This window comes from Streptococcus plurextorum DSM 22810 (assembly GCF_000423745.1).
GTDB lineage: Bacteria > Bacillota > Bacilli > Lactobacillales > Streptococcaceae > Streptococcus > Streptococcus plurextorum.
In genome coordinates this window covers 1-26,046 of record NZ_KE384086.1, presented here as the reverse complement: position 1 = coordinate 26,046, position 26,046 = coordinate 1, and the positions used below count along the sequence as shown (strand labels likewise).

Sequence of the window (26,046 nt, the reverse complement as noted above, 5' to 3'; positions counted from 1 at the left end):
GTTCATCTAAACCCGATTAAACCTTTGGACATCAATGGCGATGGCAAGCGTGATATCATGCTTAACGCAACATCAACAACCCCCCGCAACCTTTTCCTATCCTCAGATCGCATCAGTGCCATAGGAGCCAAGGATATCAAGCTTGCTTCCCTTATAGAAACTAACCAGAGAATTTGGAACGAATTCTTTTTTTTTATTTTCTACGAATGAAGAGTATTATGACAAACTATGGTAAAATATATATAAATAGGTTAAGTGATGAAAGGAGCACTTTATGAAACAACTAACTAGATTAATATTATTAGTGATAGGAGGCTTAATGATAGTGGTTTTGTCAGGATGTGATGAACGCAATAGTCGTGAGTGGTTGGAAAATAAATTTGGGACGGAACTTAGCCGTGTCTATCCCACAAAAAATCTGGAAGACTTGGCCAAAGAGTTTCCAGATGGGTTTAAGGTGAAGCAGATGTTTGATAAAGACGATTTCGCGATTGAAGTTACTATTGAAGGAGTTTCTGAGCAAAGAGTGTTGGCGGGGGAAATTGTCTGTATTCGAAAATCTACTTCACAAATATCAGAAACTATTTCCCTTATCTATCAAAACGGGAACTGGAATTTTTCTGATGAAACTTTGGCCAAGGACTTATGGCCTTACCAGGAGTTTTTAGTACAAAACTTATTGATTAATAAAGATTACTTAGCTTCTTTAAATTTAAAAGACAAATCCTACAATTTCCAAAATGGAGCTTTTAATATTAATTATAGTTTAGCCCACTCAGAACTTCCGGAAATGTTAAAAAAACAATTTTCAGAGGGAGCGACCCTAAGTTTTGGGGGAAGTAACAGCAACCAAAATTATTACTATTCAGTTGTTTTTGAAGATGGAGCAGGCAATTATTTTAGAGAGACCATATCAGCTAATAATAAGTAAGGAGACAATATGAGTATAGTGCATGAAACAGGTAGCGGCGTTCCAACACTGGATGCGTCAAACTTAGCCTATCAATTTGAACGCGTTCAGATAGAATATCCAGATATTCCTAAAGATTCAACTGGGGATTATGATCGTATAAGAGAGGCTACAAAAGAAAATGCATTACCACAAAATCTAGCCTACCTGAATGATTTTTACGACAAAAGCACAGGGACTAGCGGGGTTGCCTTTCGAGACAAGGCGACAGGTGAGGTGATTGTTGCTTATACAGGAACCAATCCCAATGTTCAAGGCTTTGATGGAAAAATTGAGTACGCCAAGGATATTTATACGGACATTAAGGACATTATCTTTGGTAAGGGGAATCACTATGACCCAGCCTATGCTTTTTACGAGGATATGTCGACCAAGTATGGTGCGGAAAATATTGTCATTACCGGGCATTCTTTAGGAGGAAATATAGCACAACGGGTTGCTCTGAAGTACAATGCCCCAAATACGATTGTTTACAACTCAGCTCCTTTGTTTATCCCATCTACCACTTTTACAGGCATCAGCATAGGCGATCCTTTCTCAGCGATAGCAAGTGCCCATACGATGACAGAATTGCATATGGAAATGGTCCGATTTAGAGGAAAAGTGGGACGAATCACGACGACAAAAGATTTTTTGAACAAGGTATCTGACCAATTTCAAGGTGTTTATCTAGGAGAAGAATTTATTTTAACTAACTCAGGAGGACATGGTCTAGAGGAAATCATCAACAGTCGTTCACAGGTTGATGAACTAAAGCAACTTTTTGCGACAGAGCCCTCACTGTCAACAGCTTTAAGAAAAGTTGATGTCAATGGGGATGGTACCGTTGATTTATCGTTGTATCAGAGAGACCTCATCCCCCGCAACCTTTTTCTATCCTCAGGTCGCATCAGTTCCATAGGAGCCAAGGACATCAAGCTGGATCCTGATAGCTTGAGGAACTTATCCAGCAACCTTCAAATGCTTTCTCTGGTCGAGATTGCTTCTCTTATCAAGCTCTGCCAACTCTGCCAAGAGAAAAACACCAAAATCAAAGAAGACTTTGAAACCCGTAAGCAAAAGGTAGAAGAAAGCATCGTCCAGCGCTTCAAAGAGACACGGTTGACAGAAGTCTTCTACCAGCTTCATGACTCAGTGGGGCAATTACTGGCAAAAAAGCAGATTTTCCAAACCTTGATGACACCTGGGCAAGTGGTCGATACCATCTCCGATCCTGCCTATTTCTCAACAGGAGCCCCTCTCTATCTTGAAACCTATAACATCCAGCTCGGAAGACTAGGACAATATAGCAGCACCCTCTATCAACACGCGACAGAAGAAAAGACCAGTGGCTTTCAGAATGGTGTCCCGATCAACCCAACCCCAACAGCCCTAAAATCATCCATGGTCTTAGAAGAAAGTGCCAAGCACCTCAAAGAAAGAAGCGAGACCATCTTTGAAGGAAAAGGCCTTCGTGAAGGCAAGAAAGACGGCATAAGCCTTGCTTTAGATGAAGTGCTGAGCGTCGAGCAGAAAAACTTGCTAGAGCTCCAAAAAGCGCTGAGCAGTGTGTCTCAGCTCACCCTTAGCCTAGCCAATCATTTCCAAACCATGGACGACTGGCTCCATGATCAGCTCTCAAATGGTGGCAATCTTGAGGGAATGATGGTCGCCAACGTTCCCCCTAGCTATAAGGCCTATTTGGAAGCCTCACATATTTTTGATGATGTCAAAGATGTGCTCCAAGCCTTTGATCATCAAGTTGAAGAAAACAGCAAGCGCTACGGCAAAGAAGTGGTTGAAACCTTTACCCAAGCCTTTAGCAGCCTTCAAACCGCACTGGACAGATGGTCTTCAGAATTGACCAGTTTTAATCAAACCATTTCGTCAATCCAAGCAACCTTTACAACAGGCATTTACGTTGATAAGACCAGCTTTGTCGATAAAAAACCAGTAGTCACTAGAACCTACTGGGGACAACTCTGGAGGCTTTACCCCTCAACCACCTATTCAACCGTTAATACTGCCAAAAACACCATCACGCCCCTCGCTGATAAGGTCATCTCAGCACTTGAAGTGACAAGAACAGCTTCACATGACATGCAAAACCTCAAACCACAGCTGAAAAAGATTATCGAAGAAGGGGTCTACAAAGCATTTGATTTAGATGAAATCGTGGCCAGCCAAAAAGCCATACAGAGCATCACAGACCGCATCCTACGAGAACTGACCTATGTCATCACGACCATTTCGAGCCAAATGCAGGGAGAAGCTGTCACGACCCTGACACAGCAACTAGAGAAAGTCAAAAGCTTGACCAGCTACTTCAACAGCCTTGTCGGAGATTGCTTTGGAGACCAAAGCAAGGCCCAAGGAGCAACAAGCACCGGAAGCGTAAGCCTTGAAGCTAGAACATTCTCGTTGAATAAGTAAAAAAAGCTTCTCGGTTGAAGCTTTTTCTTATGCCATTAGTGCAAATAGTCCTGCAATCAGGAAACAAATGACCTTATAAGTTTCGTTGATGAGGATGAGTTGGATAGGGCGTTGTTCAAAGAGGTAGTTTTTGACAGAAGCTAAAGCTGACAATAGTCCCATAAGACTAGCTGCATAAAGCGGAGAAATCCCTAAGCTTTTGATAAAAAAGACGGCAATGATTGCGGTTAGGATTTCAAAAAGTAAGGAAAGCACCATTTCCTTTTGTCCCTTGTTTCCCGCCTGACGGTCGGCTTCGATTTTAGCCATATCAATGCCAGAAGCTATAATCCAAGCGTCGCGGAAGATAATGCCGTACCAAGCACCGCCGATGGCAAAAGAAATGAGACCTGCCAATATTCCAAATAAAATCGTCATGATGACTCCTTTTTCTCAATAAATGTTAGTCACCAATGTAACATAGGAAGACATTACCGTCAAGCAAAGTGGTTTGTATGACATCAGAAGAGTCGATGATTGGCAACTAACAAGTATTTCAGCACTTGTGTGCCTTCTTATCTAGTGATGTGAGTCTTATCTGGTATAGGAGGTCAGGGAGCTGTCTGATGCTTAGAGTTGTGGTAAGCCTCTGTAGTTGACCAGGAGTCATGGAGGATGAAAATCATCTTAAGTCTTCTTGGCGGTTGAGGCTTCTAGATTTTGCGGGCTTTTTCCTTTGACTTCCTTGGACTGTGAGGCTAGGTGTGCTATAATGAGAGCTATGAATACAAAAATCATTGAACAATTAGAATTTAACAAGGTTAGGAGCCTTTTTGAAGCACATCTTCAGACTCAGCAAGGCTTGACTGAATTGCGAGAGCTTGAGCCTATGATAAAGGCAGATAAGATTGCTCAGGCTTTTACTGAAATTTCAGATATGGAAGCTATTTTTCTAGAACAGCATGGTTTTTCTATGGGCATTTTGCGTGATGTTTCAGAACCCTTGCGTCGTTTAGAACTGGATGCGGATTTAAGCGTTCCAGAGTTGCTTGACCTGAAAAAAGTCCTACAAGTGTCATCAGAGATGAGCCGCTTCTATAGCTTGCTTGAAAATGTAGAGCTAAAAGCCCTAGATCGTCTTTTTGAGGGGATTGAAGTTTTTCCAAGCCTATCTGGTAGCCTCCAAGCTATCAATGATGGAGGTTTTATTGAAAATTTTGCCAGTCCAGAACTTGAAAAGATTCGCCGCCAGATTACCACTAGTGAGGGTCAGGTGCGCGAGACCTTGCAAGGTATTTTAAAAAAATACGCTGATCATTTATCGGAAAACTTGATTGCGTCACGTAATGGACGCTCGGTGCTTCCGGTCAGAAACACCTATCGCCATAAGATTCCAGGTGTTGTCCATGACATTTCAGCTTCTGGATCGACGGTCTATATTGAACCGCGTGCTATTGTTCAGCTCAACGAGGAGATCACACAGTTGCGTGCGGACGAGCGTCATGAGATGGCGCGTGTGCTCCATGAGTTGTCAAATATGCTCCGTCCTCATGCACACATTATTCGGAATAATACTTGGATTTTAGGACATATTGACTTAGTGCGTGCAAAATATCTCTTTATGCGAGAGAAAAAAGCGGTGGTTCCAAGTCTGTCATCAGATAAAACCATTCAGCTGTTTAATGTTAGGCACCCTTTGCTGAGTCACCCTGTGCCAAATGACTTACACTTCCCAGATGCTTTGACAGGGATTGTCATTACTGGACCGAATACGGGTGGAAAAACCATCATGCTTAAGACGCTAGGATTGACGCAACTTATGGCTCAGTCGGGGTTACCGATTTTAGCTGATGCAGGGTCGAAAGTTGCCGTTTTCAAAGAGATTTTTGCGGATATTGGCGATGAGCAATCCATTGAACAAAGCTTATCAACCTTCTCTAGTCACATGACTCAGGTGGTAGCAACCTTGCAACATGCTGATGAGGATAGTTTGATTTTGTTTGACGAGTTGGGGGCAGGTACTGATCCGCAGGAGGGAGCAAGTCTTGCCATGGCCATTCTTGAGCACTTGCGAATCAATCGTATCAAAACAATGGCGACCACGCACTATCCAGAACTCAAGGCTTACGGCATTGAGACCGCTCAGGTTGAAAATGCCAGTATGGAGTTTGATGTGGCGACATTGAGTCCGACTTATCGGTTTATGCAAGGGGTTCCAGGTCGCTCAAACGCCTTTGAAATCGCTCGTCGTCTGGGCTTGTCGCAGGTGATTGTGGAGAAGGCAGAGCAGATGACTGATCGAGATAGCGATGTTAATCGGATCATTGAACAGCTTGAAGCACAGACCGTTGAGAGCCGTAGGCGCTTAGACCATATTCGTGAGGTCGAGCAGGAAAATCTAAAATTCAATCGGGCGGTAAAAAAACTCTACAACGAATTTGCCCATGCCAAAGACAAGGAAGTGGAGAAAGCGACCGCAGAGGCAAGAGACATCGTCGATTTGGCCTTGGCTGAATCTGATAAGATTCTCAAATCCCTTCACGCTCGCGCAGCTCTGAAGCCCCATGAAGTCATCGAGGCTAAGGGGGAATTGAAAAAGTTAGCTCCAGAAGCGCAGCTATCACACAATAAGGTTCTTAAAAAAGCTAAAAAACTAAAGAATCCAGAAGTTGGAGACGATATCATCGTAACGGCTTATGGGCAACGTGGGACGCTGACCAAGAAAGTTAAAGACAGGACTTGGGAGGCTCAAGTAGGGATTATCAAGATGACTCTGACTGAGGAGGAATTTAATCTCGTTAAAGTACAAGAAGAGAGTCAGAAACCCAAAACGCGTCAGGTCAATGTGATTAAAAAAGCAGTGGCTAGTTCTGGTCCGCGTGCTCGTCTGGATCTTCGCGGCAAGCGCTACGAAGAAGCCATGCAAGAGTTGGATGCCTTTATCGACCAAGCCCTTCTTAATAACATGAGCCAAGTTGACATTATTCACGGTATTGGTACTGGTGTTATTCGAGAAGGGGTGACTAAGTATCTCCGTCGTCATAGGCATGTTAAGCATTTTGAATACGCTCCTCAAACGGCAGGAGGTTCTGGGTGTACTATTGCGACCTTAGGCTAAGGAGTGTTGTGATGAGTGATATAAGAGGTTGGGACAGGTGTTCTAGCCTCTTGTTTTTTTGAGAATTTAGCTCAGGATGCTAGCATTCGAGAAAATGTCCTTCAACATGCTATAATAAAGATAGTAAAAAATGACAAAGGAGTTTATCATGCAAGCATACGAAGAAGCCGTCGCCCACTTTACCCCAACAACAGTGTCAGCTGTTCGTGATCTCATTGCCAAAGAGGAAGAAAAGATTATTCTATTTTTAGGTCGTCCCACCTGCCCTTATTGTCGCTTATTTGCGCCTAAATTAGCTCAAGCTACAGCGGAGACAGGAAAAGCAGTTGCTTATCTCAATAGTGAGGACAAGGTGCAATTAGAGGAGTTAACTGCCTTTCGTAAGCGTTATGGGATTGCCACAGTACCAGCTCTTTTTGTAGCAGAAAAAGGCATGGCAAAAGTGGTTTGTGATTCCTCGCTGGCCCTTGAAGATATTATAGACTTTATGGAGTAGTTCATGACACATCGTATTTACGACATGACCTTCTCAGGGGTCTATAAGGCTTTAGTGGCAAAGGCAGAGCGAAAAGGAAGAACTGCCTTAGAAGTTGATGAAGTGACAGCTTGGCTGACGGGCTACTCACTAGATCAGATTGCTCAGCTTTTTAAGAGTGACATGACCTACGGTGATTTTTTCCGTCAAGCGCCAGCTTTTAACCCAAACCGTAGTAAAATTACAGGAAAGATTTGTGGTGTTCAGATTGAAGCGCTAGACGATACCTTGATGCAGGAAATTCGCAGGCTAGACAAGCTAGTGGATTGGCTGGCAAAAGGAAAATCAGTGGCTCAAATCATTGAAAAATATGAAGGAGAGTAAAGACACATTTTCGCTTCTAGTCTAACTCATGAGGAGTCGTCAATAGTGATTGTTATCGTATGCCGCAAGGGATTGCAGACTAGCATAGGGAGTGATTGAAGGTTGATTTTCTAAAGTAATTTACAGAAAATTCGGTCATTTTAGCCTACTTTAAGGTTCATCAGATAAACTGACATTATCAAATCTTAAGACTATCCCAGAAGATATTTTGGAACTTAGATTTGAAAAATTGTTATAGAAAGAGGTTAATCAGATGTCATTTATCGAAAAAACCAAGTCAAAATCAAAGGTTTGGATAGCTACTGCAGCTGTTGCAGGTCTGGTTGGGAGCTTTGTTGGAGGGGTTGAAGTAGGAAAGGCAACAACGGCTTTAAAGCCGGCAAACGGAGTGTCAGCGGTCTCAGGTCAACCAAATGGTCAAGGGGTGGTGCCTCCGTCACAAGGAGGTCAACCAGGAACTGATGGTCAAGGGATGATTCCTCCGTCGCAAGGAAGTCAACCAGGAAGTAACGGTCAGGGAATGACTCCTCCACCAGGTGCTCCTAACAGTAATAATAGTAACAATCAGTCATCAAATACTACTCAACAACAAGACCCGTCTACTTCCAGCAATAATGCTAACGAGTAGACAGTCTAAATATCCAAAACCCAGCCTAGCTGGGTTTTGTGCTATAATAAAGTCATGAAAAACTATGCTGATTTTTATGCCAGAGTATCGCACCGCTTCCAAAAAAATGCTGGTCTGGCTCGCCTTTTAATAGGGCTTAACACAGCCACTACCCTGCTGATGTATGTGGCCTATCCCTGTCTTTTGATGTTTCTTTTATGGGAAAATAGCAGAGCAGTCTTGCCAGTTATCCTGGTCCCTTTAGCGGGCTTTCTTTTTCTCTCCATTTTTAGAAAGTGGCTCAATGTGCCGCGTCCTTACGAAGCTTGGGAACTTTTTCCCATCATTTCCAAATCTGAAAAAGGGGAATCCTTTCCTAGTCGTCATGTTTTTTCCGCTACCATTATTAGCATGTGCTTTTTAAAGGTTCACTTTGGCTTGGGCATCCTCTTTTTGTGCTTATCGCTTGTGTTGGCGGTCTGTCGGGTGCTTGGTGGTGTCCATTACCCAAAGGATGTCCTGGTTGCTTATGGTTGCGGACTAGCATGTGGTGGCCTGCTATTTATGCTTTAAGTGAAAAAGCCATCACGTGATGTTTTCTTATCTGGAGACAATCGCTTTTAGTGATTGATCTTTGGGCTTGCTTTTAAACTTACCCCATGATATGATAATGTCACTCTAAGAGGTAATGATTATTAACCCTTGAGGAGAGAAAGGATAAAAAATGTTTACAAAAGAATTTGGTCTAATGCTTTATGTTGATGATGTGGCAGCTGAAAAAGCCTTTTGGTCTGCGGCAGGTTTTGTGATAACACACGAAGAGGAAGTCATGGGATTTGACACGTTTAATATGAAACCTCATGCTGACGCAACGGTAACAATCACGGTTTATGCCAAAGCGTTCATCAGACAGGTATCACCAGAAGTGATTGACATGACACCTAGTATCTTGTTTGAGTCAGATGACATTCATGCGCTTCAAGCTAGAATCGCTGAACTAACGGACACTTGCAGCCAAGTGAATCAAGAGCCCTTCCCTAACTTTAATTTTGCAAGTCCAAGTGGCTTGTACTTCGCGGTTAAGGGGTAGGTACAAAATGACGTAGCAGAAATTTGTTTTTCTGCTATTTTTGCGTTATCATAAAATCACTAAATATGGGAAGACAAAGGTACTTCCCGAGCAAAGGAGATTATTATGACACAGGTAGTAACAGATGCAACCTTTGAAGCTGAAACAGCAAAAGGTCTGGTTTTGGTCGACTTCTGGGCAACTTGGTGTGGCCCTTGCCTTATGCAGGCTCCAATCCTTGATCAGTTATCAGAAGAATTGGACGAAGACGAACTCAAAATCGTTAAAATTGATGTGGATGCCAACCCAGCGACTGCTCAGCAATTTGGCATCATGTCAATCCCGACCCTTCTTTTCAAAAAAGATGGGCAAGTGGTTAAGCAAGTAGCAGGTGTACACACTAAAGATCAAATCAAAGCAATTGTAGCAGAGTTGAGCTAAGTGGCATAACCTAAAAGAAGTGGGAAACTGCTTCTTACATTAAAACTGACCAAAAAACGAACCCTTCCTCTCGGAAAGCGTTCGTTTTTCTATCTAAGGAATCAAATCCGCAATGCTAATCTTGATAATCTGATCCATGTGGAAGAGGAGGGGATTTTTACGGTGCTTATGCGACGCTGATTCAAACAACAAGAAGACCTGGTCCTGATGCCCAATTATCTGCTCTAGGTAAGGTGGCAAGGTCAGGCTGGCAATCGCATCGTCTGTTCCCAAGTCGAATTTGGGATCTGACAAGCGATTGTCAAAGATATAAAGAACAGAGTTTTTCGACCCATAAGACTGGGACAGCAAAATCTTGTCCCCATAGAAGCTGATTCCTTGAATTTTTTCCGCCGTCACCCAGGTTTGAATAGGCTCGGCTTCACCTTTGGCATTGACCTCTACCGCCTCAAAGACGGAAAGATTGTCGAGCACTGGGACAACAAAGAAGTCATGCCAAACAAAAAAGACTTGACCAACCTAGGTAAGTTTTAAGGGAAAAAAGCAGAGTAGGCAGAAATTTTCTGTCTGTTTTTCTTATTTTGAAAATAAATCAAACAGGTGGACAAGTTATGTCTATCTGTTTTTATATACTTTCTATAGAAACATAAGAACAGGGGTGGGATAAAGATGAATTATTATCATATCAAGCTTATGGGAGAAGTACAGCAACTAGAGCGACCTAGCGAATCTTTTACACAAGAAAATAATTGGATGTATTTTTTGAAAGAAAAAGAAGATTTATTTATTGTAACGGGAGCTGCAAATACAAAACGAGAAATAACAAAAAAGGTTCAGTCACTCTGGAAAGTGGATGTCAATATAGATGGCTATTCTTCAATAACTGAAGATGATTTTATTGAAAAAGTTGGGCGTGAAAAATTAGGAGAATTTGGTTATTTTTTGTTGAAGCAATCAAAGGAAAATAAGCAAGGGCTTGTTCCGAATGCAGATGTGTTGTCAGAAAATATGATTGGACTCAGCGACTTTAAAAATAGCATTCAGAATCTTATAAACTATTTAGACTACCAATCAAACTATTTAGAATCGCATACGAAAGAGCCGTTTTTCTTAATTTTCAATGGTCAAAAAGGAAGTGGGCGAAAATATGCTCTCCAATATTTAGAACGATTATTCAACTTGAAAGCAGTTGATACTCATTGCAGTGAATATATTCTTCCTAAGATTGAAAAAAAAGAATTTCCAGTGGTTTATGACTATTTTAAAGCAAGGGCTCGTCCTAAATTAGAACTTTTCGCTAATATCAATACAAAGAAGGAGAATAATATTTGTATTCTAATTGCCCAATCTACTGAAGAAGCTAAAAAAATAGAAATAGAATTACAGGAGGAATACTATAATGTAAATAGAATCGAGTTCCCGCCTTATACACATGATGAACTAGTTGAAATTGCTATTCAACTATTAGCAAAAAGACAAATTAGTATAGACAAGAAAATTGTTAGGGAGTATGTAGAAAAGGTTTCAAATCTCAACAATGCAAAAGATATTCGACGAATGGTTCAGAGAATCCATGAATATGCGGTGGCAACTAATTATTGTCAAGAAAATGGATTGATTGATCTTGGGCACTTTAGTTTGCAGCAGGAACAATCTATAGGCGACTGCGGAGGAGCTGAGAAGAGGCTGCATCAAATGACTGGTCTTCATTCTGTAAAAAAATTAATCAGACAACAAGTTGCTTTTGAACAACTATCGAAACTGAGGAAAGAAAAAGGCTATCATGTTGAGGAAAGTAACGGGCACTTGCTATTCACAGGTAATCCCGGGACGGGTAAGACAGAGGTAGCTCGCCTTTATACAGAGATCCTGTATGAACATGGCTTGATTGCAGAAAACAAGATAGTAGAGGTTGGAAGAGCAGATCTTATTGGGGAATATGTTGGTCAAACAGCGCCAAAAATAAAAACGGTGTTTGATAGCGCAAGTGGTGGTGTATTGTTTATCGACGAAGCCTACAGTCTTATTCCACAGAGTGAAAGAGATTTTGCCAATGAAGCTATACCAACCATTATTCAAGAAATGGAAAATCGTCGCAATGAGGTGGTTGTTATTTTTGCTGGCTATAAAGATTTGATGCACAATTTCATAGATACGAATCCAGGATTACAATCTAGAATTTCAAAAAACATTCATTTTGAAGATTACTCTGTGGATGAACTGTATGAAATTTTTAGAATGATGTTGAGTAATAAGGGCTATTCCATTGAATCGAGCTGTGAGAGTGCATTGCGCTCGCACTTTTCGAGTCGTGTTAGAAATGAACATTTTGGTAATGGACGCTATGTTCGTAAATTAATAGAAGCTATTTTGTATCAACAGGCGACTCGGGTAATGGAAAGGATAGGTAATAGGGATTTGGATGAAACAGAGATGAATGTCGTAATAGAAGTTGATATTAAGAACGCCATTCAAGAATTTTCAGAGTTGGAATCAACTCAACGGTTAATAGGTTTTGGATTACAGGGATAGAAGAAAGGAATTGCACATGAAAAACAATGGTTTGAACGAAAACGCTGTATTTAATGATATGGAAATTTTAGAAATATTTATAGATTTACTATACAGAAATTTGGACTCAGATACTAAGGTGAGAAGTTCTTTTGACAGTATCAATAGGGAAGTGAGTGATTTTTTTGGAATCCCACAAAAGAGTTATATCGGACAACTTTTATATATTATTTCAGATGTCGATCAAATCAGAAGGAGCTTTGTTGACCACATAGAATTTTACTATCGAGAGATAAATAAGAAGGTGAAACGAGTAGTTGGAGTTAGTCTAGTGCTAGAAATAGTACAAAATGTTCATTTTCTAGAAGAATTTGATGTTGTGATGATTGAAAACATTGAAGAATTTTATAATAGTACCGAAGTAGTTCAGAATAAGTTGGCAAGAATTTTAGAAAGCTACCTAAAAACAGGTGGGAAATTATTGGTAACTGGTTGCGAGTTTGATAATTCAAATGATCTATTAAGCAAGATTCTCTACCAAGGAAATTTATTGAATTTGACTTGTTAAGAGTGGTATAATCTTGTTAGAATTGAGGCTTATATGAACGACCAAGAAAGACTACTAATCATATTTTTGCGTTTACAATCAGGAGCACATCTGAAAAAGTCACAGTTGGCAGATGAATTTGGAGTCAGTGAGAAGACAATTCAGAGAGATTTTGCTCTATTAGGAGGATTTATCGAAAGTCAGCCGATGATTGCAGCAGAGTTAGCCTATGATCCTAAGCACCATACTCGCTTTTTAAAAGGGAAATCTCTTTTTAACAAAAAGGAAATTCTAACCATTTCTAAGATTTTGCTAGAAAATCGTGCTTTGAATAAGGAAGAAAATAAGGCTGTTCTAGATAGTTTATTTACTCTAGTATCGAAAGATGAGCAGAAAGAAATTTCTGCCATTATCGCCAGTGAACTATTAAACTATGCCCCGCTTTCAGATACTCAAAACAGGATTGATAAGATTTGGGAATGGTCTGAAGCCATTCGTAAGGAGTTGGTATTAGATATTCGTTACCAATCTCCCTACAATGTAGAAAAGAAACATACAGTATTTCCTGTGTCACTCTATTACGATAGTCATTACTTTTACCTTGTAGCTTATAATCTAAAACATTCATCCTATATGACTTTAAAATTAGATCGGATTTTAGACTGGAAACTTTCGACTGAGAAGAAACCGGATATTTCTTATGGCAAAAAGTTTCGAGATGGTGAGGTACGGAATAAGCGCGTGGATTCTTTTATGGGACGGGAATTAACCATAAGAGTCAGATTTAGCTATGATCCAACCATTGTCTTGGATCAATTCCCGACAGCAAAGATTATCGAAATCAACTCCGAAGGCAATGTGATTGAATTTGTCAGTCAAGATACACCAGGCTTAAAACGTTGGTTGCTAAGTCAGGCAGATGCCCTAACTGTGCTTTCTCCGAGTTCGCTTGTAGAAGATATGAAACATTTTCTAAAAAATATGCAAGAAAACTATAAAATTTAGAGAGATAGACGCTATTTGTCCATCTTATGTATTAGAATGAGTGTATCAGTACTATAACTCTTGATTGAAAGGAGGGGAAGTATATGCAAGAATGGATTGTGCTAGATCAATTTGGGAATACGATTGCAGGACCGTTTTACGATAAAACAGCTGCGGAAATGCATGCGAAAATGATTCCGAATGCAAGTGTAGAGAAAAAATAGGAGAATAAGTAGAATGACTGATATTACTTTGAGGCATATGATGTTAGAGGAACTTTTGAAGGACAATAGGCTCCATATCCCAAATTATCAACGCCCTTATAAATGGCAACGTAAACACATTCGCCACTTATTCTATGATGTCAAAGAAGTTATAGATTCTAAAAAGGGCATTTATCAAGTTGGATCTCTTATTTTACATGATAAAAAACAAACTTTAGATATTGTTGATGGACAACAACGGACTATTTCCATTGCATTATTTTTACAGGCTTTAGGAAAGTTGAATGATTATATCGGTGCTCAGCAGTTACTGAATCAACAATTTGACGTGGTTTCGTGTCAACATGCTAAGGAAAATTTTGAAGAGTGGAAAATACTGATTGACCTAGATGATGAAAAGGCTCAAAAAGTATGTGACTTTCTTCTTAAAAATTGTGAAATTACTATTATTACGATGCCACATAATCGATTATCTGAAGCTTTCCAACTTTTTGATTCTCAAAACAATCGAGGAAAAGCTCTAGAGCCACACGACCTGCTTAAAGCCTATCATTTGAGAAATGCCTCTGAAATCAGTGAAGATTTGATCGAAAATTGGGAAAAAATTGTTACAGACGAAAAGGTCAATTTAAAAGATTTATTTAACCAATATCTTTTTAGAGTGCGGCGGTGGTCAATTGGTGAAACTGGGTTGACTAAACGTCGTCAGGGTTCATACCTTCGCTTTACAGAAGATTTTATCGATGATTTTAAAGGTGTCGGTTTACATCATAATGATTACCCTTATCTGAATCTTTTTAGACTATTAAAAGAACAAAATATTGATTATCCTATTTCTTTAACGATGCCAATTATTGATGGAGAGTATTTTTTCTCTTACATTAATCAGTCACATAAAATGATTCAAAATAGAGAAACTTGGTTTGAAAATCTCAGTCTAGACTCCAAAATGCTAAAGATTTTACATTCTACTAAACAACGTTATAACCGGAATCGAAATTTATTCGATAATCTAGTATTACTTTTTGTGGATAGGTTTGGTCACGGAGCTTTAGATAAAGATATTGTTGAAACAATTTTTATATGGGCCTATTATCCACGTATAAAAGCGCGTGCCATTTATGATAGCACTTTAGCCAACTATGCTGCGGGTGGAATTTTTCAACGGCGTACAGTTCAAAAATTATTTCAGCTATTACATCATGCTAGTACACCAAGCGATTTTTTGCAGAAAATCAATCGTGATCAATTTGAACATTTTACCTTGGAGAAAATTCTTGAAGAAGAGGAGCTTAATAAATGACTAAGACAGCTACTTTGACAGTTACAAAACTTCTGACGGAAGATGAATACATTGTTCCTCTTTATCAGCGAAATTTTTCATGGACATACGATGAGATTGAGCAATTGCTTATTGACATAGCAGATGCTTACAACGAACGTGAAAAACGTCCTGATTATTATATCGGAACACTGGTTGTTCATCAAAAAGGAAATATGTACCATATTATTGATGGACAACAGAGAACAACAGCTTTGACTTTGTTGGCATTGGTTTTGAGAAATGAGTATCACATTCAGATCCCTGACTTGAAACTCTTAAATTTTGAAGCGCGTAAGCAGTCCAATGCTTCTTTGCAGCAGTTATTTGAGAATAGCAGTGCTGAATTTGAGAATATGGATGAGATTATTAGAGGTTACCAAAACACCAAATCAGCACTCAATAAAATTCTGTCCGAACAGTTTAAAATGGAAGTGACAGTATATGCGGAGTACCTCTTTCAACACGTCATTATTTTTAGAAATATGCTACCTACTGACTTAGATTTGAATCTTTATTTTGAGCGGTTTAATTCAAGAGGGGAGCAATTGGAAGCTCATGAAATTATTAAGGCTCAATTGATGGCGAAGCTTGATGATGAAGAAGCTGCTAAGTTTGCTAAGATCTGGGATGCCTGTGCAGATTTCGAAGAACCAGTAGTTAAAGCATTTCAAATGAGAAGGAAAAGAAAGGAAACGTTCAAAGAAAGAGAAAACATTTTTGGTTGGCATTTTTCAAATTATAAATTAGCCAATATCTATCGATTTATTGATAACACAAATAGTTCAAAAAAAAGTATATTAGATACCCTAGAAGACTCAAGTTCATTGGTATTTGATGACATCGTAGACGACGAAGAGACTGGAAAATATACAACCGTAATTAACTTTGAAACGCTACTCTTGTATACTGTTTCTATTATTGAAAATATTCCCCCACAAGATGTTCAGTTAGATGATAAGAAACTTCTTGATGTCTTTACGGTGAGTGAAAAAGGAGGGGATTGGGTCATTTACTTCTCGGAAACTTTATTAAGTATTAGACATCTATTTGATAACTATGTCATTAGAAATGCAAGCGAAGATACATCAAGGCGGTCAAAAAACGATTGGTTTCTTAGCAAAGGTACTTATTATGAGTATCAAAGAGACAATCGGAAAAATACAGATTTCTTTGTAAAAGAACATTTCGAGAATAATACTTTTTCGGATAAAGCAGTGAATGATACCATTATTATGCTTCAGTCTATGTTTGCAGTGACCTTTACATCAAATCGAGATAGTCGTTGGCTATATGAGACTTTGGTCTATCTATTCGAGAATGTTGAGCATTTGCAGGATGAAGTATTTGGACACCAGTTTGTAATTTTTCTAGAAGCGTTGGCAGTTCGATATGCTGAAGGACGGTTATTTATAGAAGATGGTCGAAAATTTAGATGCTACCCTAATATGCCTATCTATGCTTTCAATTTTATTGATTATGTCTTATGGAAAAATCAAAACAATTTACAGGAGTACTTTTTTGATTCAAGGAATTTTAGATTCACTTATCGTCGTTCCGTTGAACATTGGTATCCTCAGAATCCAAATTTTGAAGATAGTGGGATGTTAAGAATGTCTGATAGTTTGCTTCATTCTTTCGGAAACCTTTGTATTATCACGGACAGTCAAAATTCGAAGTTTGGGAACTCTAGACCTCAGGCCAAGTATAGCCAATGGGAAAAGATATTTGGGAACCAAAGTCTAAAACTGCAATGGATGGCTAAACTTACTGGAAATTCGGATGACAATTGGAATAGTGAGGTAATCAGGAGGCATGAGGACAAGATTTTAACGTTAGTTAAGGAATTTATTGAAAGCACGAAAAACATTTGATTCTTTCAGATGTTTTTTCAGTTAGTAAGTTATTGCTAGACTCCCATCCATTCGCTGAATATATCCATCTTTTTTGTTGGGTAATAATATGCTATAATGGAAAAATCATATACGGGAAGGGACTATTAGTTGCATGAACTTTTATGATTTAGATTACATTATTCAGAACCAATCCTTCAATCTTGTTCTACGGTCTATTATACTGATTGGTTTGCTGATTGTGGCGACGGCGACGGTGCTTTGCTATATGCGAAATCGTCTCAACACTCGCTTGCGAGACATCAGTATTGGTATGGTGATTTTAATGTTCATTATCTTGGGTATTCAGATTGAAGACTATATGCAAAATAACCAAGACTTTACACAATCTCAGGTATTGACACAATTTATCAAAAGTATCGCCATAGATAATCATGTGTCGGAGAAAGAGGTCTATGTCAATTCAACCACTCTCAAGGACGGCATCATCGTACGGTACAATGAAGAAAATTACACAGTAAACCTCAATAGTGACAACAATTCCTACACCTTGGTTCGTACGCACGTTATTGATCATAATGTTTATATCAACGGGGAGAAGTAGAATATGGATTTGTATTTATTAGTAGCCTGTAAATTTATTATTGGGATTTTTGTGATGATTTTGCAGATTAATATCCTAGGGAAGTATGAGTTTTCTGCCAACACGCCCCTCAATCAAATTCAAAACTATGTCCTTGGTGGGATTATTGGAGGGGTTATTTACAATAGCACCATTTCCCTACTGACTTTTATCAATGTCCTCTTAATCTGGTCCTTGGTGGTCATTGTCGTGAAATTATTGGTCAATCAAAAGTGGATTAAGTCTTTGGTGGTGGGAAATCCTGTCGTTTTGGTGAAGAACGGTCGGGTAAATGTCGAAAATTGTGCCCGTGTCGGTCTGTCGGCTGACCAGCTCATGCTCCATATTCGCATGGCTGGTTTACAGTCAACTAGAGATATTAAAAGTGCCATTATGGAGCCAAATGGTAGCTTGACAATTTTGGACAAACATTCCCAGAATCCCAAGTTTCCACTTATCAGCAATACCCATATCAACGAAGATGTGTTGGATTTGATTGGTAAAAATCAAGAATGGTTGTTGGAACAACTGGAACGGGAAGGCTATCAAGTCAAAGATATTTTCCTAGCAGAATACCTTGACGGACAGGTCTATATTACGCCGTATGTACCAAAAGCTTAGGTAAAAGCCTTCAAAAACAGGTAAAAACCTACCTGTTTTATTTTTTTTCTTGACTTGGAGTGGACTCCAAGGTTTATAATAGACCTATTAAGAATGGAGGTAGCAGATGCATATAAAAGATGCTGCTGAGAAGGTCGGTTTATCAGCAGATACCATTCGCTATTATGAGCGAATTGGTTTGATTTCGCCGGTTAAGCGTCAGTCGTCAGGTATTCGTGAATTTCATCAGGCGGATTTAGATGCTCTCGAATTTGTCAAATGCTTTCGCTCCGTAGGGGTATCGGTTGATGCTCTAATCAGTTATATGAGCCTATATCGTCAAGGAGACGGTACTCAATCGGAACGCTTAGCCATTTTACAAGACGAGCGTCAAAAACTACAGACACGTATCGACGAACAACTGGCAGCTCTCGAGCGATTGGATCACAAAATATCGACTTATCAAACTAGCCTTGAGGCTAACAAAGAAAGGAAAAAACGATGAAAACAGCTATTTTTGAAAAAGCCGGTTCAATGATTATTGAAGACGTTGAAAAACCAAAACTTCAAGCTAGTGATGATGTCATTTTACGCATTGTCAGAGCTTGTGTCTGTGGTTCGGATCTCTGGTCTTATGCGCATGGAGATGCTCGTGAGCACCATACGCTGAATTCTGGTCATGAAGCCTTGGCTATTGTTGAGGAAGTGGGCTCAGATATCACCACATTAGTTCCGGGGGATTTTGTTATCGCGCCGTTTACACATGGTTGCGGAGAATGTGCGGCTTGCCGTGCAGGTTTTGATGGGACTTGTGACAATCACCCTGCTCCGACCAACTGGGGAGGTGGTTTCCAGTCAGAGTATCTGCGTTTCCACTATGCCAACTGGGCTTTGATTAAGATTCCCGGACAACCATCTGATTATTCAGAAGGTATGTTGAAATCCCTTTTGACCCTAGCTGATGTGATGCCAACAGGTTATCATGCTGCGCGTGTAGCTCAGGTAGAAAAAGGGGATAAAGTGGTGGTTATCGGGGACGGTGCAGTTGGACAGTGTGCGGTGATTGCTGCCAAAATGCGCGGTGCTTCTCAAATCATCATGATGAGTAGGCACAAAGACCGTCAACAGCTGGCCCTAGAATTAGGCGCAACAGCAGTGGTTGCTGAGCGTGGCGCGGAAGGTATTGCCAAAGTTCGAGCGCTTTTAGGAGGTGGTGCTGATGCCGCCCTTGAATGTGTCGGGACAGAAGCTGCTATCGAGCAGGCCATCGGAGTCCTGCATAATGGTGGTCGTATAGGCTACGTAGGGGTGCCTCATTATAGTAATCGATCGATTGGTTCCACCTTTGCTCAGAACCTTACTATTGGAGGTGGTTCGGCATCTGTGACGACTTATGTCAAAGGAGGTCTCTTAAAAGCTGTACTGGATGGAGAGATCAATCCTGGAAAGGTTTTTACCCACACCTACGCCTTAGATGATGTCAATCAGGCCTATCGCGATATGGCTGACCGAAAAGCCATTAAATCGATGCTTGTGGTGTCAAAATAATTTGCGAATTGAAGACTGAGTCCTAAAAAATCAAAAAGCTGAACATCAAGGCAATTGAGCCAGTGATGTTCAGCTTTTTTATGAGTCGTATTAGCTGTTTGTATTAGAGGCATCGTCAAAGAAGGTCTGTATCATTTTTTTCTGAGGTGTCGCCATAGGATAATGATCAAAATCCTTCAGAGAAACCCAGCGGAGTTCTCGGTGTTCCGTAACATTAGCTGTATCTACAGAACCTTCCAAGAGTTCAATGGTCCATTTTTGATGACTAAAGGTATGCTTGATGGGAGAAAAAGTTTTGGTTGACCAATTTGGAACAAGTAGATAGGTTTTCTCAAACTCTAGTTTGGGAGTTAGGGAATTAGGGCTAAGTTCCTCTTCTAAAAGATCAATCTGTTGGGTCTTAGTATCTATTTCCATGATGGGGAAGGACCAAAATCCGCCAAGTAAGCGACCGTCCCTATTTTTTTCTAGGAGAAACTCGTCCTTGGCATTTCTTATCACAAAAGCTTTGATGGTTACGGGGCGTGGTTTTTTCTTAGGTTCTTTGATGGGATACTTGTCATAAGTGCCATGTAAATAGGCTGCGCAGAAGGCGCGAATAGGGCTCTCGTCAGGACGAGGATTTTTAGCAGACTCAATATCGGCGCCTAAATCCATCAGAGCTTGATTAAAATCTCCAGGTCGCTCAGGGTCAATTAAGATTTCCATAATGGCTTGAAAAATTTTCCGATTTTTAGGGTCGCCAATATCATAATCCACCTCGAAAAGTCTAGCCATTACTCGCATGACATTGCCATCAACAGCTGGTTGGGGTAGTCCAAAAGCGATACTAGAGATGGCGCCTGCAGTATAGGGACCGATACCTTTTAGCTTTGAAATGTCTTCGTGCGTACGAGGGAAATGTCCTTTGTAATCCGACATAATCTGCTGAGCAGCGATTTGCATATTGCGTACCCTAGAGTAATAGCCAAGTCCCTCCCAAGCTTTTAAGAGTTGTTCTTCAGGGGCCTCTGCCAAATGGCTAACCGTTGGAAAGAGGTCTAAAAAACGTTCATAGTAGGGAATGACAGTCACCACTTGAGTCTGCTGCAACATAATTTCAGAAATCCAAATCCTATAAGGATCCGACGTCCTGCGCCAAGGCAAATCGCGTTTTTCACGATCGTACCAAGCAAGTAAAGTTCGTCTAAAATCTCCGATTTTATCAGAGCTCCACATCGTAATTCCATAATCGTTAAAATCTATCATAACATCATTGTACCAAAGGTCTCTGTTTTTGAGAAATATCCGAGCTCCCAAAGAAAGTGTTTTAATTGCCTTACAGAAAAGCGTGAGAAACTTTCTTTGTGTGGAAATGAGAGTTTTATCAAGATGATGTTCGTGATAACCGAACTAAACGACATAAAATCATCCTTGGGCAACTATTAGCCTTAAAATGTTCGGTTAAAACGAAAATTGTCAGAAAACTCAAAAAACTTGACAAGAGAAAGCGCTTCCTATATAATGAAACCATAAAAAGAAATGATTAAGGAGGTAAGGAAATGATCATCTTTAATCGAAGTAGGTATCGTAACGGCGACGCCTAAAACTTACCTATAAAGTGATAGGTAAGATGACAAGAATTTCTCATTGGAAGTTGGAAATTAGGAGCCTTTATCAGGAGGAAAATCCTATGGTTTTTAATCTTAGTCGGTATAAAAACGGAGACTAGTCTCCATGTCGCATAAAATAGCTACAAGGGAGTGAATCCAATGACATAGGATGCTAACAGTTTATCGTAACTCTGTGAAAAAAGTAAAAATAATCATTACTGTTGTAACTCAGGTTGTGCATTCTCAATAGAGGAGGGTCTTATGTGTGTTGCAAGATATAAAAACGGAGATTGGTAAGGCCCTATGGGTCATAGATAAAAATTAGTGTCGTTTTGGTGTAGGTGTTTCTTGAGTCAAGAAAATTTGGATGTTCTGCCATTACATCATGGAAGAGAGCTAACAAACTCAAAGAAAGACCAGTTTAATAATTAAGATAACTCAGAAAAAGCAGCAGGTAAAAGAATAAAGAACGGTATCAAAAAATCTGCTAGAAGCCTGGACTGCTAATCATAAAAAGTTGACATTACTTAACCTAGAGCAGTTGAAGCTCGTTGAACATGACTTAGTAGGAGGACGCTTATGCTAAGGTTTAATTGTTCTCGGTATCGTAACGGAGATTTTTAAAATCCTCTGTTTCTTATGAATTAATGAAAACAACTTAATAAAGAAAGGGCGCCCGCTGAGTCAAGCGGGCGTTTGTGATAGGCAAGGACTAATAGGAAGCCGAAGCCTGTCGTTAAACTATTTATATGCGTAGTTAGAGTGTGTTTTCCTATAGTTATTCCACCAGTACACAAAAAGTGATAGATACGATTACAATACAGTTATCGGAGTTTTGGGCATTTATCACAGGTACAGATGGCTAGACAGGCTTATGATTGCCATAAACATTGTGACATCAAGAAAAGTAAGCTAAGTAAAGCATCAAAAGGATTTATTTTTCAAACTGAACCTACTGATCCTGCCGTTTAGGTGGGATTTTTATTTTTTCAAAAAAGTTCTTGACTTTATTTTTTTGTATGGTATTATTGATACATAAATATTTATTGTATGGAGACACAAATACAATAAAACAAAATTCTAAGGAGTGACTAGTATGTCTTCAACTCTATTACAGATTGATAGTATCAGTAAACAGTACGGTAAGCAAGCGGCGCTTTCAAATGTCAGCTTTGCCATTCACAAAGGAGAAATCTGCGGACTTGTCGGGCAAAATGGTGCCGGAAAAACGACCCTTATCCGTATCTTATCTGGCCTTATCAACGCCAGTTCAGGTCGCATCAATAAAAAGCAACATTATAAGATTGGTTCTTTGATTGAGTCACCAGCTCTCTATCCAAATATGTCTGCCTACGCCAATTTGAAATATCTAGCGATGCAGATTGGATTAGAAAATGCTGATAAACGTATTGAAGAAGTGCTTGGTCTTGTTGGTTTGGCGGATGTAGACCGCAAAAAGAAAGTTAAAAACTTTTCACTTGGGATGCGTCAGCGCATGGCTATTGCCCTTGCAATTATTGATTTTCCAGATTTCTTGATCTTGGATGAGCCAATTAATGGTCTGGATCCATCAGGAATTAAGGAGATGCGTGATATTATTCTAAATCTGCGTGATAGCTACGGGATTACGGTCCTTATCTCTAGTCATATCTTATCAGAGCTTGAGTTAGTGGTTGACCGCTTTGTGATCATGCACAAAGGGAAAGTCATTAAAGATGTTGCCAAACAGGATTTAAAGGCAGAAGTAGAAAGTCGTATTCATCTTGAAACCGCGGATAATGCCTTAGTTGCGTCAGTCTTGACTGCTCAAGGTCTAGCCTTTGAAGTCGTAGGCGATCAGCTTAGCATCGCACCTGTGATCAGTGTCCAAGAAATGATTAATCTAGTCACAGGATTGGGTGTTGAGATTAAAGGGATTTATCAAGCAGGTTCTAGTTTTGAAGATTATTACCTAGGTTTGTTACAGTAAGGAGGAAGATATGTTTAAATTTTTTAAAGCGGATTGTTACCGTATCTGTAAGGAGCGTTTGGGTCTTGTTACCCTAATTCTCTTGTTAGCACTATCTGGAGCGGCAGGTTATGCTTTTCGAGACTTACCAGTAGAAGCAGTTTCAAAGACACTAGTCTCTTTCCTATCGGCTTTCTTACCTCTTTATTTTGTGACACCAGGGAAAATTTTCTTTGGCGAAGATTTGGCACAACGAACAATCAATAACAGTCTAGTTAAGACCCAAAGCCGTCAAGTAACCTTCTGGTACCGCTGGGTAATGAGCGTAGGTACCAGCCTAGGTCTTGTTATCCTAGCCTATACCTTTAGCAGTTTTGTTTATCAGGTATTCTCAGGTGGAACGATTTACAGCCAACTTTTAACAACTGCTTTTTATCAGCTGCCTTATTACTTATTTGCTGCGGCACTGCCTTTGGTTTTCTTCAATTTCTTTGATAAGATTTACATGACCAATACTTTCTACATTATCTATGTTTTAATGTTTGAAAGCCTTGCTAACCTACTCCTAGGGAATTTGCTTCGCTTAGATGCAGACGTCTACACTCCCTATCTTTTCATCAAGAAGCTGTCGGAAACCGTTTCATCAACAGGAGATTTCCTAAACCTATCAAGCATTTCAGCGCTTATCGTATCAATGGCGTTAGCAGGCCTAGCCAATATCTTATTCCTTCGTCGGGAATTTAAATAATAGCAGAGCTGTCAACCGAATCATCAGAGCCAACCTTAGGGTTAGTTCTCTAGAGTGTAGACAAACTCCTAAAAACATAAAAAATTGAATAGTCTTTGATAGCATTGTAAGATATAAAACTCTTAGAACCACTGATATTTCAATGTTTCTGGGAGTTTTTGATTTTCACCATAAAGAAAAAATTGAAGAAAATTGTCCAAAGTGGACTTTTTCCTCAATCCCACGCTAGAGTGTAGGCAAACTTTATTTTCTGTTTAAACAAACTGTAAAGCTCTGCTAGTTTGAGATAGGATTCCCGATTTTGCGAGCGAAAGCGAGCCACATCAGATACTTTTCGACCTGGTGAAAGTGGCGTGACTACTAGTACTGACGCCACCAGGAATTTTTGAGGCTCTAGGCTCAAAAATTAGGTATGGAATTAAGGAGGAAGTCGCCAACGTCCGCACTACTTAAGAAAAGTATCAAAAGAACTTTTTCTTCAAACAGAGCTAACCCTAGGGTTAGTTCTGTTTTGTTTGGGTCAGCAATTTTCAAAAAAACTAATAAAATCCTTGCAAAAAGAGCGCAAATTCGGTAAAATAATATCTTGTGAGAATAACCTCACTTCCCACAGGCAAGGACCTGGGGGCATTAGACCAAAAGGAGGAACATATCAATGGCTAAATACGAAATTCTTTATATTATTCGTCCAAACATTGAAGAAGAAGCTAAAAACGCTTTGGTAGCACGCTTTGACTCTATCTTGACTGACAACGGTGCAACTATCGTTGAATCAAAAGCATGGGAAAAACGTCGTCTTGCTTACGAAATCCAAGATTTCCGTGAAGGACTTTACCACATCGTTACCCTTGAAGCAAACGATGATGCAGCTCTTAGCGAGTTTGACCGTTTGTCAAAAATCAACGGCGATATTCTTCGCCACATGATCGTTAAGCTTGACGCATAAGTAGGTGTTTTATGATCAATAATGTAGTGCTAGTTGGTCGTATGACCCGCGATGCAGAACTTCGTTACACCCCAAACCAAGTAGCTGTCGCAACCTTCACACTAGCGGTTAACCGTAACCGTAAAAATCAGAACGGTGAGCGTGAGGCGGATTTCATTAACTGTGTGATTTGGAATCAACCTGCAGAAAACTTGACGAATTGGGCTAAAAAAGGTGCTTTGATTGGTATTACTGGTCGCATTCAGACGCGTAATTACGACAATCAACAGGGCCAACGTGTTTATGTGACAGAAGTTGTTGCAGACAATTTCCAAATGTTGGAAAGTCGTGCTACACGTGAAGGAAGTAGCGGTGGTTCTTATCAGTCAGCCCCATCTTTTGGTGGTAATGCTGGTAGTTTCCAATCGCAGCCTGCACAAACACCAAACTTTGGTCGAGATGAGAGTCCATTTGGCAATTCAAATCCAATGGATATTTCAGATGACGATCTACCATTCTAAGGAATGAACGAATATAAAATATAAAGAGGAGAACAAAACATGGCTCAACAACGTCGTGGCGGATTCAAACGCCGTAAAAAAGTTGATTACATCGCAGCTAACAAAATTGAATATGTTGATTACAAAGATACTGAGCTTCTTAGCCGTTTCGTTTCAGAGCGTGGAAAAATCCTTCCACGTCGTGTTACTGGAACTTCAGCTAAAAACCAACGTAAAGTAACAACAGCTATCAAACGTGCTCGCGTGATGGCACTTATGCCATTCGTAAACGAAGACTAAAAAAAGCTGATCCTTTGGGATCAGCTTTTTTGGCTCATTGTCAACTGTAGTGGGTGACTTATAACTAAGCACGAGAGAGAATCAAATTGGTTCTCTCTCTTTGCATGTTCAAAGCGATGAGAATTTTAGTTTTAAAGTTTTTGAAGTTTCGAAATCCAAAAGCTTGGCGTTTGATGTCCTTGATAAGCTTGTTGGTCGCTTCCAACTTGGCATTGGAATAAGGCAACTCAAGTGCGTTGATGATGTAAGCTTTGTATTTGAGAAAGGTCTTGAAGACGGTCAAAAATGGCTGCTTGACGAGCTTCAAATGGTCTTCAATGAGTTCAAAGCATTCAGTTGCTCGTTTTTCTTGAAAATGGAAGAGCAGG

The 26,046-nt window shown here is 39.9% G+C and carries 28 protein-coding genes and 1 pseudogene; 25 read left to right on the top strand and 4 right to left on the bottom strand.

Going from position 1 to position 26,046, the window contains the following annotated elements; translation table 11 throughout:
* From G575_RS12400 to G575_RS11755, 3 genes are all read left to right on the top strand, one after another.
* On the top strand, positions 1–210 hold a 210-nt coding region (locus G575_RS12400), incomplete at its 5' end, for a hypothetical protein (RefSeq protein WP_027972701.1).
* 64 nt (positions 211–274) lie between these two features.
* On the top strand, positions 275–931 hold the full coding sequence (locus G575_RS0110680; protein WP_027972700.1) for a Csa1 family protein: 657 nt from the start codon (positions 275–277) through the stop codon (positions 929–931).
* Between the two features lie 9 nt (positions 932–940).
* Positions 941–3,382 carry an SA1320 family protein gene (locus G575_RS11755; protein ID WP_051177072.1) on the top strand — a complete coding sequence of 814 codons (2,442 nt, stop codon included), beginning with the start codon at positions 941–943 and terminating at the stop codon, positions 3,380–3,382.
* 27 nt (positions 3,383–3,409) lie between these two features.
* Here G575_RS11755 and G575_RS0110670 read toward each other — a convergent pair whose 3' ends face one another.
* Complete coding sequence (locus G575_RS0110670) at positions 3,410–3,799, bottom strand: DUF1761 domain-containing protein (protein ID WP_027972699.1); 390 nt, start codon at positions 3,797–3,799, stop codon at positions 3,410–3,412.
* Between the two features lie 343 nt (positions 3,800–4,142).
* Here G575_RS0110670 and G575_RS0110665 point away from each other — a divergent pair, with 343 nt between their 5' ends.
* From G575_RS0110665 to trxA, 7 genes are all read left to right on the top strand, one after another.
* Positions 4,143–6,479 (top strand): endonuclease MutS2, encoded by a 2,337-nt coding sequence (locus G575_RS0110665; RefSeq protein WP_027972698.1) that lies wholly within the window; start codon positions 4,143–4,145, stop codon positions 6,477–6,479.
* 148 nt (positions 6,480–6,627) lie between these two features.
* Complete coding sequence (locus G575_RS0110660) at positions 6,628–6,975, top strand: DUF6568 family protein (protein ID WP_027972697.1); 348 nt, start codon at positions 6,628–6,630, stop codon at positions 6,973–6,975.
* A 3-nt stretch (positions 6,976–6,978) separates the two neighbouring features.
* Positions 6,979–7,338 (top strand): DUF2200 domain-containing protein, encoded by a 360-nt coding sequence (locus G575_RS0110655; protein WP_027972696.1) that lies wholly within the window; start codon positions 6,979–6,981, stop codon positions 7,336–7,338.
* A 253-nt stretch (positions 7,339–7,591) separates the two neighbouring features.
* Positions 7,592–7,966, top strand: coding sequence for a hypothetical protein (locus G575_RS0110650; RefSeq protein ID WP_027972695.1), 375 nt, complete (start codon positions 7,592–7,594; stop codon positions 7,964–7,966).
* A 54-nt stretch (positions 7,967–8,020) separates the two neighbouring features.
* On the top strand, positions 8,021–8,518 hold the full coding sequence (locus G575_RS0110645; protein ID WP_027972694.1) for a phosphatase PAP2 family protein: 498 nt from the start codon (positions 8,021–8,023) through the stop codon (positions 8,516–8,518).
* Positions 8,519–8,669: 151 nt separating this feature from the next.
* The gene (locus G575_RS0110640) at positions 8,670–9,035 is read left to right on the top strand and encodes a VOC family protein (RefSeq protein WP_027972693.1); all 366 of its coding nucleotides are present in this window, start codon (positions 8,670–8,672) and stop codon (positions 9,033–9,035) included.
* A gap of 105 nt (positions 9,036–9,140) precedes the next feature.
* The gene (gene trxA, locus G575_RS0110635) at positions 9,141–9,455 is read left to right on the top strand and encodes a thioredoxin (protein ID WP_027972692.1); all 315 of its coding nucleotides are present in this window, start codon (positions 9,141–9,143) and stop codon (positions 9,453–9,455) included.
* A gap of 93 nt (positions 9,456–9,548) precedes the next feature.
* On the opposite strand, the gene G575_RS0110630 is transcribed toward trxA, so the two are convergent.
* Positions 9,549–9,929, bottom strand: a complete 381-nt coding sequence (locus tag G575_RS0110630) for a hypothetical protein (protein ID WP_027972691.1) — start codon at positions 9,927–9,929, stop codon at positions 9,549–9,551.
* On the opposite strand from G575_RS0110630, the pseudogene G575_RS12520 reads away from it, so the two are divergent.
* From G575_RS12520 to G575_RS0110580, 10 genes and pseudogenes are all read left to right on the top strand, one after another.
* Positions 9,891–9,989: pseudogene (locus G575_RS12520) on the top strand (nuclear transport factor 2 family protein); the annotation flags it as partial. The gene G575_RS0110630 and the pseudogene G575_RS12520 sit on opposite strands and share 39 nt — an antisense overlap.
* 135 nt (positions 9,990–10,124) lie before the next feature.
* Entirely contained in the window at positions 10,125–11,987 is a 1,863-nt protein-coding gene (locus G575_RS0110625) for an AAA family ATPase (RefSeq protein WP_027972690.1), read from the top strand.
* A 16-nt stretch (positions 11,988–12,003) separates the two neighbouring features.
* A complete protein-coding gene (locus tag G575_RS0110620; protein WP_027972689.1) occupies positions 12,004–12,534 on the top strand; it encodes a hypothetical protein in 531 nt (176 codons plus the stop codon).
* 33 nt (positions 12,535–12,567) lie between these two features.
* The gene (locus tag G575_RS0110615) at positions 12,568–13,518 is read left to right on the top strand and encodes a helix-turn-helix transcriptional regulator (RefSeq protein ID WP_027972688.1); all 951 of its coding nucleotides are present in this window, start codon (positions 12,568–12,570) and stop codon (positions 13,516–13,518) included.
* Between the two features lie 216 nt (positions 13,519–13,734).
* A complete protein-coding gene (locus G575_RS0110605) occupies positions 13,735–15,024 on the top strand; it encodes a DUF262 domain-containing protein (protein ID WP_027972687.1) in 1,290 nt (429 codons plus the stop codon).
* Positions 15,021–16,916 carry a GmrSD restriction endonuclease domain-containing protein gene (locus G575_RS0110600; protein WP_027972686.1) on the top strand — a complete coding sequence of 632 codons (1,896 nt, stop codon included), beginning with the start codon at positions 15,021–15,023 and terminating at the stop codon, positions 16,914–16,916. The genes G575_RS0110605 and G575_RS0110600 overlap by 4 nt, the downstream gene beginning before the upstream one ends.
* Before the next feature lie 133 nt (positions 16,917–17,049).
* Entirely contained in the window at positions 17,050–17,499 is a 450-nt protein-coding gene (locus G575_RS0110595; protein WP_027972685.1) for a DUF3290 domain-containing protein, read from the top strand.
* Between the two features lie 3 nt (positions 17,500–17,502).
* A complete protein-coding gene (locus G575_RS0110590) occupies positions 17,503–18,138 on the top strand; it encodes a DUF421 domain-containing protein (RefSeq protein WP_027972684.1) in 636 nt (211 codons plus the stop codon).
* Positions 18,139–18,244: 106 nt separating this feature from the next.
* Complete coding sequence (nmlR, locus tag G575_RS0110585) at positions 18,245–18,622, top strand: stress response transcriptional regulator NmlR (RefSeq protein WP_027972683.1); 378 nt, start codon at positions 18,245–18,247, stop codon at positions 18,620–18,622.
* A complete protein-coding gene (locus G575_RS0110580) occupies positions 18,619–19,665 on the top strand; it encodes a zinc-binding dehydrogenase (protein ID WP_027972682.1) in 1,047 nt (348 codons plus the stop codon). The genes nmlR and G575_RS0110580 overlap by 4 nt, the downstream gene beginning before the upstream one ends.
* Positions 19,666–19,755: 90 nt before the next feature.
* Here the strand turns inward: G575_RS0110580 and mutY are convergent, their stop codons facing one another.
* Complete coding sequence (gene mutY / locus G575_RS0110575; protein WP_027972681.1) at positions 19,756–20,913, bottom strand: A/G-specific adenine glycosylase; 1,158 nt, start codon at positions 20,911–20,913, stop codon at positions 19,756–19,758.
* A 1,440-nt stretch (positions 20,914–22,353) separates the two neighbouring features.
* Here mutY and G575_RS0110570 point away from each other — a divergent pair.
* The 5 genes from G575_RS0110570 to rpsR all read left to right on the top strand — a co-directional run bounded on the left by G575_RS0110570 (position 22,354) and on the right by rpsR (position 25,678).
* Positions 22,354–23,226 carry an ATP-binding cassette domain-containing protein gene (locus tag G575_RS0110570; protein ID WP_027972680.1) on the top strand — a complete coding sequence of 291 codons (873 nt, stop codon included), beginning with the start codon at positions 22,354–22,356 and terminating at the stop codon, positions 23,224–23,226.
* A 10-nt stretch (positions 23,227–23,236) separates the two neighbouring features.
* On the top strand, positions 23,237–23,953 hold the full coding sequence (locus tag G575_RS0110565) for a hypothetical protein (protein ID WP_027972679.1): 717 nt from the start codon (positions 23,237–23,239) through the stop codon (positions 23,951–23,953).
* 655 nt (positions 23,954–24,608) lie between these two features.
* On the top strand, positions 24,609–24,899 hold the full coding sequence (gene rpsF, locus G575_RS0110560) for a 30S ribosomal protein S6 (protein WP_027972678.1): 291 nt from the start codon (positions 24,609–24,611) through the stop codon (positions 24,897–24,899).
* A gap of 11 nt (positions 24,900–24,910) precedes the next feature.
* Positions 24,911–25,399: a single-stranded DNA-binding protein gene (locus tag G575_RS0110555; RefSeq protein ID WP_027972677.1), complete on the top strand. Its 489-nt coding sequence runs from the start codon at positions 24,911–24,913 to the stop codon at positions 25,397–25,399.
* Between the two features lie 39 nt (positions 25,400–25,438).
* Positions 25,439–25,678, top strand: coding sequence for a 30S ribosomal protein S18 (gene rpsR, locus G575_RS0110550; protein ID WP_000068664.1), 240 nt, complete (start codon positions 25,439–25,441; stop codon positions 25,676–25,678).
* 64 nt (positions 25,679–25,742) lie between these two features.
* Here the strand turns inward: rpsR and G575_RS0110545 are convergent.
* On the bottom strand, positions 25,743–26,046 hold a 304-nt coding region (locus tag G575_RS0110545; protein WP_027972676.1), incomplete at its 5' end, for an ISL3 family transposase.

Bases quoted from the DNA above. Each gene is read 5' to 3' on its own strand.
- G575_RS0110680 (WP_027972700.1), top strand. From the start codon at position 275: ATGAAACAACTAACTAGATTAATATTATTAGTGATAGGAGGCTTAATG.
- G575_RS0110645 (WP_027972694.1), top strand. From the start codon at position 8,021: ATGAAAAACTATGCTGATTTTTATGCCAGAGTATCGCACCGCTTCCAA.
- G575_RS0110570 (WP_027972680.1), top strand. From the start codon at position 22,354: ATGTCTTCAACTCTATTACAGATTGATAGTATCAGTAAACAGTACGGT.
- G575_RS11755 (WP_051177072.1), top strand. From the start codon at position 941: ATGAGTATAGTGCATGAAACAGGTAGCGGCGTTCCAACACTGGATGCG.
- trxA (WP_027972692.1), top strand. From the start codon at position 9,141: ATGACACAGGTAGTAACAGATGCAACCTTTGAAGCTGAAACAGCAAAA.
- nmlR (WP_027972683.1), top strand. From the start codon at position 18,245: ATGCATATAAAAGATGCTGCTGAGAAGGTCGGTTTATCAGCAGATACC.
- G575_RS0110665 (WP_027972698.1), top strand. From the start codon at position 4,143: ATGAATACAAAAATCATTGAACAATTAGAATTTAACAAGGTTAGGAGC.
- G575_RS0110605 (WP_027972687.1), top strand. From the start codon at position 13,735: ATGACTGATATTACTTTGAGGCATATGATGTTAGAGGAACTTTTGAAG.
- G575_RS0110640 (WP_027972693.1), top strand. From the start codon at position 8,670: ATGTTTACAAAAGAATTTGGTCTAATGCTTTATGTTGATGATGTGGCA.
- G575_RS0110600 (WP_027972686.1), top strand. From the start codon at position 15,021: ATGACTAAGACAGCTACTTTGACAGTTACAAAACTTCTGACGGAAGAT.
- rpsF (WP_027972678.1), top strand. From the start codon at position 24,609: ATGGCTAAATACGAAATTCTTTATATTATTCGTCCAAACATTGAAGAA.
- G575_RS0110670 (WP_027972699.1), bottom strand. From the start codon at position 3,799: ATGACGATTTTATTTGGAATATTGGCAGGTCTCATTTCTTTTGCCATC.
- G575_RS0110650 (WP_027972695.1), top strand. From the start codon at position 7,592: ATGTCATTTATCGAAAAAACCAAGTCAAAATCAAAGGTTTGGATAGCT.
- mutY (WP_027972681.1), bottom strand. From the start codon at position 20,913: ATGATAGATTTTAACGATTATGGAATTACGATGTGGAGCTCTGATAAA.
- rpsR (WP_000068664.1), top strand. From the start codon at position 25,439: ATGGCTCAACAACGTCGTGGCGGATTCAAACGCCGTAAAAAAGTTGAT.
- G575_RS0110655 (WP_027972696.1), top strand. From the start codon at position 6,979: ATGACACATCGTATTTACGACATGACCTTCTCAGGGGTCTATAAGGCT.
- G575_RS0110620 (WP_027972689.1), top strand. From the start codon at position 12,004: ATGAAAAACAATGGTTTGAACGAAAACGCTGTATTTAATGATATGGAA.
- G575_RS0110580 (WP_027972682.1), top strand. From the start codon at position 18,619: ATGAAAACAGCTATTTTTGAAAAAGCCGGTTCAATGATTATTGAAGAC.
- G575_RS0110625 (WP_027972690.1), top strand. From the start codon at position 10,125: ATGAATTATTATCATATCAAGCTTATGGGAGAAGTACAGCAACTAGAG.
- G575_RS0110555 (WP_027972677.1), top strand. From the start codon at position 24,911: ATGATCAATAATGTAGTGCTAGTTGGTCGTATGACCCGCGATGCAGAA.
- G575_RS0110590 (WP_027972684.1), top strand. From the start codon at position 17,503: ATGGATTTGTATTTATTAGTAGCCTGTAAATTTATTATTGGGATTTTT.
- G575_RS0110565 (WP_027972679.1), top strand. From the start codon at position 23,237: ATGTTTAAATTTTTTAAAGCGGATTGTTACCGTATCTGTAAGGAGCGT.
- G575_RS0110595 (WP_027972685.1), top strand. From the start codon at position 17,050: ATGAACTTTTATGATTTAGATTACATTATTCAGAACCAATCCTTCAAT.
- G575_RS0110615 (WP_027972688.1), top strand. From the start codon at position 12,568: ATGAACGACCAAGAAAGACTACTAATCATATTTTTGCGTTTACAATCA.
- G575_RS0110660 (WP_027972697.1), top strand. From the start codon at position 6,628: ATGCAAGCATACGAAGAAGCCGTCGCCCACTTTACCCCAACAACAGTG.